Below are 5,452 nucleotides of genomic sequence, written 5' to 3'. Positions count from 1 at the left end.
CGGGTGTATTGCATCACCATGTCCAACAGGGGCTGTTCAACTTCAGCCAGTACCAGCTCATACAGGTCATTCACATCCTGACCGTTCAGTTGAGCAAAATAGTTCTTCAGTGCCTGTTTCACGGAATCACGCAGGGGTTTTTGAGTTACCTGGTCCTGAGAGTTAACGGTAGAAACGGTCAGTACGTCAGAATTTACGCGTTGTTCGAACATAGTTCTGTCAGCTCTTTATTTCTAATACGCAAAATTTTCGAAGTATGCCTCCAACGCCTCCAGCTGTAAGCTGGCATCCTCAATGGCGTTGAATGTGCGCCGAAACTGGTCATCTGGAGCGTGCTCCTGGAGATACCAGGAGACGTGTTTACGCGCAATTCGGTACCCTTTTGCTTGACCGTAAAAGTCGTGCAGTTCCCGAACGTGTGCGCAAAGTAAGCGCTTAACCTCTGCCAGAGGCAGGGGGGGCAGCAGCTCCCCAGAGTCCAGATAGTGCTGGATTTCCCGAAAGATCCAGGGTCTTCCCTGAGCCGCGCGACCGATCATCAGGGCATCAGCCCCTGTATAGTCGAGCACGGCTCTGGCTTTAAGCGGGTCAGTAATGTCACCATTCGCGATAACCGGAATGGAAACCTTCTGCTTAACTGCCCGAATGCTGTCGTATTCCGCGTCTCCGTTGAACAAACAGGCGCGAGTGCGTCCATGAATGGTCAGAGCCTGGATACCACAGTCTTCAGCCAGTTGGGCAATTTCTACACAGTTACGGTGCTCCGGCGACCAGCCGGTGCGAATCTTCAGCGTGACGGGAACCTCCACCGCTGCCACCACCGCCGTCAGGATCGACTTCACCAGATCGGGGTGCTGTAACAGGGCTGAACCTGCCAGCTTGCGATTCACCTTTTTCGCCGGGCAACCCATATTGATATCAATAATCTGGGCACCGCTTTCCACGTTGATACGTGCGGCTTCCGCCATCTCTTCAGGGACGCTACCGGCAATTTGCACCGTGCGGATCCCAGGCTCATCAACGTGCACCATTCGTAAACGTGATTTGTCGCTCGCCCACACTTCCGGGTTAGAGGACATCATCTCGGATACGGTTAAACCTGCTCCCATCTCGTAGCACAGCGTCCTGAATGGCCTGTCGGTGATGCCTGCCATCGGTGCTGCGATCAGGCGATTTCTGAGCTGGTGGTGTCCGATTCGCATGAGTTAAGAAATGACCATACTGTGACTGCAAGGCGGCGTATATTACGCATTTTTTGCATGAGATGAAAGGCCAAACTTTGAACAATCCTCTGTTGCAGATCAAGGAATCATAAGTAAGGTTGAGTGCAAGAAATAAATATCATTAGGAATCATGATTTTAAAGTAAATCGCACTTTTTTTAACCGCTAATATTTTCCTGAAAGTTATCCGTTTTTATTGCATTCGCGACGGCTCTGACGGGATAATTCGCTGTTTTTATAAGCAAAAAAGCACTTTCGAATGCGATCGTGCTCTCATTTCTCATTATCGCTTTGGCGAATTTACAAACAAAAACGTGGCCCGTAGGCCACGCTGGAGAGATTACCTTTTTTGCCCGGTAATGCGGCACCACTCCTCTTTCTCCACCACCGGATCGGCGTAGGCTTCACATACGCTCTCGGCCTGGCTGGCCAGAATACCGGATAGCCCTAACAGTCCACCGCTTACCGGTAGAACGCTAATTAGCGGCGCCAGCTCGCGTAGCGGACCTGCCAGAATGTTGGCCACCACCACGTCGGCCTGCATCTCGCCAGGCTGATCCTGGGGCAGATACAGCTCCAGGCGATCGGAGACGCCGTTACGTTCGGCATTGTCGCGGCTGGCCTGAATGGCCTGCGGATCGATATCGATGCCAATCGCCTTCGCCGCGCCCAGCTTCAGCGCAGCAATCGCCAGGATGCCGGAGCCGCAGCCAAAGTCGATCACCGTCTTGCCCGCTAGATCGAGGCCGTCAAGCCACTGCAGGCACAGCGAAGTGGTGGGGTGCGTGCCGGTACCAAACGCCAGGCCTGGGTCGAGCATCACGTTAACCGCGTTGGCATCTGGCACGTCGCGCCAGCTCGGGCAGATCCACAGGCGCTCGCCAAAGCGCATTGGGTGGAAGTTCTCCATCCACTCGCGCTCCCAGTCCTTGTCTTCCAGCTGCTCGATTTTATGCACAAAGCCAGCCCCCAGCAGCGGGTGTCCCTCAAGGATAGCCACCACCTCGTTCATATCCGTTTCGGCATCAAACAGGCCGATAACGTCGGTATCGCCCCACAGGCGGGTCTCACCCGGCAGCGGCTCAAATACCGGCGTATCGTGCGTATCCTGGAAGGTGATAGAGACCGCGCCCGCTTCCAGCAGGGCATCGCTCAGCTCTTCCGCATTGGCACCGGTCGTATTCAGTTTTAATTGGATCCACGGCATGGCAAAACTCTTTAATTATCAATTGAAATAGCGTTGGCTTCCGGAGTAGGGTGACCGAAACGGTTCCCTACTACAAACGCCAGCAAACTTAACAGCAGCGACGGTACAATCGGGTGGAACCCGAGGTACTGAATTTTAAAGGTCGCTAACAGCGCGTACAGCACGCCGCCCACGATCATCGCGCTCAGCGCCCCGGCAGCGTTGGCCCGCTCCCAGTACAGCCCCAGCACCAGCGGCCAGAGGAAGACCGCCTCCAGCCCGCCAAAGGCCAGCAGGTTCAGCCAGATGATCATCTCCGGCGGACGCCAGGCCGCCAGCAGCAGCAGTGCCCCCAGGATCAGGGTGATCGCCGACGACATCCGCTTCAGGCGGCGCTCGTTGTGGATCTGCTCCGGACGCAGGTTCAGGTAGATATCTTTGATGATCGTAGCGGAACTTTGCAGCAGCTGCGCGTTGATTGTCGACATGATCGCCGCCATCGGCGCAGCGAGGAAGATCCCGGCGGCAAAGGGCGGCAGCACTTTGACCATCAGGGTCGGGATCACCAGATCCGGTACCGTCAGGTCGGGGATCACCGCCCGGCCCAGCGCGCCCGCGAGATGCATCCCGAGCATGAGGATCGCGACCACCACGGTGCCGATAATAATCCCCCGGTGCACTGCCTTGCTGTCCTTATAGGAGATGCAGCGCACGGCGGTGTGCGGTAGGCCGATCACGCCGAAACAGACCAGCACCCAGAACGAGGTCATAAAGGTCGGGGAGAGGATGTCGTCAGCGCCCTGAGGGGTCACCAGCTGCGGATCGATATGCCGCAGGGTCTCTACGGCATGACCGAGGCCACCGGCCGCATGCACCACGCCAATCAGCAGCACGATGGTGCCGACAAGCATCACCATGCCCTGCATGGCGTCGTTGAGCACGCTGGCACGAAAGCCGCCGTAGGCCGTGTAGAGCGCGATGCTGATACCAAAGATCAGCAGGCCGGTCTCGTAAGGAATACCCGCCGCCGACTCCAGCAGCCGTGCGCCGCCGATAAACTGCACCGCCATTGCGCCGACAAACGCCACCAGCAGGCTAATACTTGCCAGCCACACCAGCAGGCGGCTCCGGTAGCGGCCAAACAGCATGTCGTTAAGGGTTACCGCGTTGTAGCGCCGGGCCAGAATGGCAAATTTCTTGCCCAGAATACCCAGCGACAGCCAGACCGCCGGCAGCTGGATCATCGCCAGCAGCACCCAGCCGAGGCCATATTTATAGGCCGCGCCGGGACCGCCAATAAACGAGCTGGCGCTGATATAGGTGGCGGTCAGCGTCATCGCCAGCACCACGCCGCCCATGGAGCGGCTGCCGAGGAAGTATTCGTTTAGAAACGTTCCCGTTTTACGCTGGCGCATGGCATAGACCGACAGGCCAAACACCACCAGCAGATAGGCAACCAGAGGCAGGATCACTTCAAGCTGCATCATCATCCTCCAGCGGGATGTCGCGATAGATAAACTTCACCATTGCCCAACACAACAGAATAAATAGCAGCGGGATCAGCAGGCAGGCCATCTCAAACCAGTGCGGCAGGCCGGTAAAACCTGCCTCCGAGCTGGGTAAGTAAGCAGTTACTAACCACGCGGCAAGATAAAAAAGAGTAAGCCACAGCGCCCAGCGGGCCTCTCTGTGTGCCTGAACGAAACGTTGATCCATTATCGTTCCTCGTAAATCAGCAAAGCGGGGATTGTACCCTATGGAACTTTGCGATCCCCAGAAATAAAAAAGGGCCGGAAGATCCGGCCCTTGATGCGACAAGCGCGCTTATTTCTCGTTAAGACCGAGCTTCTTCTCCAGATAGTGGATGTTGGTGCCACCGTGCTGGAAGTTCTCGTCGTTCATGATGCGGGTCTGCAGATCAACGTTGGTTTTGATGCCGTCGATGATCAGCTCCTGCAGGGCGTTCTTCATGCGGGCAATCGCCACGTCACGGGTCTCACCGAAGCAGATCAGCTTACCGATCATGGAGTCATAGTACGGCGGTACGGTATAACCGGCGTAGATATGGGACTCCCAGCGCACGCCAAAGCCGCCCGGCGCGTGGAAACGGGTAATTTTACCCGGGCTCGGCAGGAAGGTGTTCGGGTCCTCGGCGTTAATACGGCACTCGACCGCATGGCCTTTCACCACCACGTCTTCTTGTTTGATGGAGAGCGGCTGACCGGCAGCGATACGCAGCTGCTCTTTGATCAGATCCACGCCGGTGATCATCTCGGTAACCGGATGCTCAACCTGGATACGGGTGTTCATCTCAATGAAGTAGAACTCGCCGTTTTCGAACAGGAACTCAAAGGTGCCTGCCCCGCGGTAGCCGATATCCACGCACGCTTTCGCGCAGCGGTCGCCGATGAAGGTGCGCAGCTCTGGAGTAATGCCCGGCGCCGGTGCCTCTTCGACCACTTTCTGGTGGCGGCGCTGCATGGAGCAGTCGCGCTCTGCCAGATAGATAGCGTTGCCCTGACCGTCTGCCAGCACCTGAATTTCGATGTGGCGTGGGTTCTCCAGGTACTTCTCCATGTAGACCATGTCGTTGTTAAACGCGGCTTTCGCTTCCGCTTTGGTCATGGAGATAGATTGCGCCAGCTCGGCGTCGCTGCGTACGACGCGCATGCCGCGACCGCCGCCGCCGCCGGAGGCCTTGATGATCACCGGGTAGCCGATGCGTTTGGCATGGGCGCGGTTAGCATCCATGTCGTCGCCCAGCGGGCCGTCAGAGCCGGGTACCGTCGGGACGCCGGCTTTCTTCATCGCGGTGATCGCGGACACTTTGTCACCCATCAGGCGAATGGTGTCAGCTTTCGGGCCGATAAAGATAAAGCCAGAGCGCTCAACCTGCTCGGCAAAGTTGGCGTTCTCAGAGAGGAAGCCGTAACCCGGATGGATTGCCATCGCGCCGGTGATTTCAGCGGCGCTGATGATAGCCGGGATGTTCAGATAGCTTTTTACGGACGGAGCCGGGCCAATACAGACCGTCTCATCCGCCA

6 protein-coding genes are annotated in these 5,452 nt (G+C 57.0%); all 6 read right to left on the bottom strand.

Features of this window, described 5'->3' with window-relative positions; genetic code table 11:
- Positions 1 to 212, bottom strand: a 212-nt coding sequence (gene fis, locus RTP97_RS21120; protein WP_262115641.1) for a DNA-binding transcriptional regulator Fis, incomplete at its 3' end; no start/stop codon positions are given.
- 21 nt (positions 213 to 233) lie between these two features.
- Positions 234 to 1,202: a tRNA dihydrouridine synthase DusB gene (gene dusB / locus RTP97_RS21115; protein ID WP_312417108.1), complete on the bottom strand. Its 969-nt coding sequence runs from the start codon at positions 1,200 to 1,202 to the stop codon at positions 234 to 236.
- 360 nt (positions 1,203 to 1,562) lie between these two features.
- Positions 1,563 to 2,429, bottom strand: a complete 867-nt coding sequence (gene prmA / locus RTP97_RS21110) for a 50S ribosomal protein L11 methyltransferase (protein WP_312417106.1) — start codon at positions 2,427 to 2,429, stop codon at positions 1,563 to 1,565.
- An 11-nt stretch (positions 2,430 to 2,440) separates the two neighbouring features.
- Positions 2,441 to 3,892, bottom strand: a complete 1,452-nt coding sequence (gene panF / locus RTP97_RS21105) for a sodium/pantothenate symporter (RefSeq protein WP_312417113.1) — start codon at positions 3,890 to 3,892, stop codon at positions 2,441 to 2,443.
- A complete protein-coding gene (locus RTP97_RS21100; protein ID WP_312417104.1) occupies positions 3,882 to 4,124 on the bottom strand; it encodes a YhdT family protein in 243 nt (80 codons plus the stop codon). Before RTP97_RS21100 ends, panF begins: the two co-directional genes overlap by 11 nt.
- A 108-nt stretch (positions 4,125 to 4,232) precedes the next feature.
- On the bottom strand, positions 4,233 to 5,452 hold a 1,220-nt coding region (gene accC, locus RTP97_RS21095; protein ID WP_312417101.1), incomplete at its 5' end, for an acetyl-CoA carboxylase biotin carboxylase subunit.

Origin of the sequence: Pseudescherichia sp., from assembly GCF_031998825.1 — a bacterium.
Lineage (GTDB): Bacteria > Pseudomonadota > Gammaproteobacteria > Enterobacterales > Enterobacteriaceae > Pseudescherichia.
This window is presented reverse-complemented; position numbering and strand designations above follow the sequence as displayed.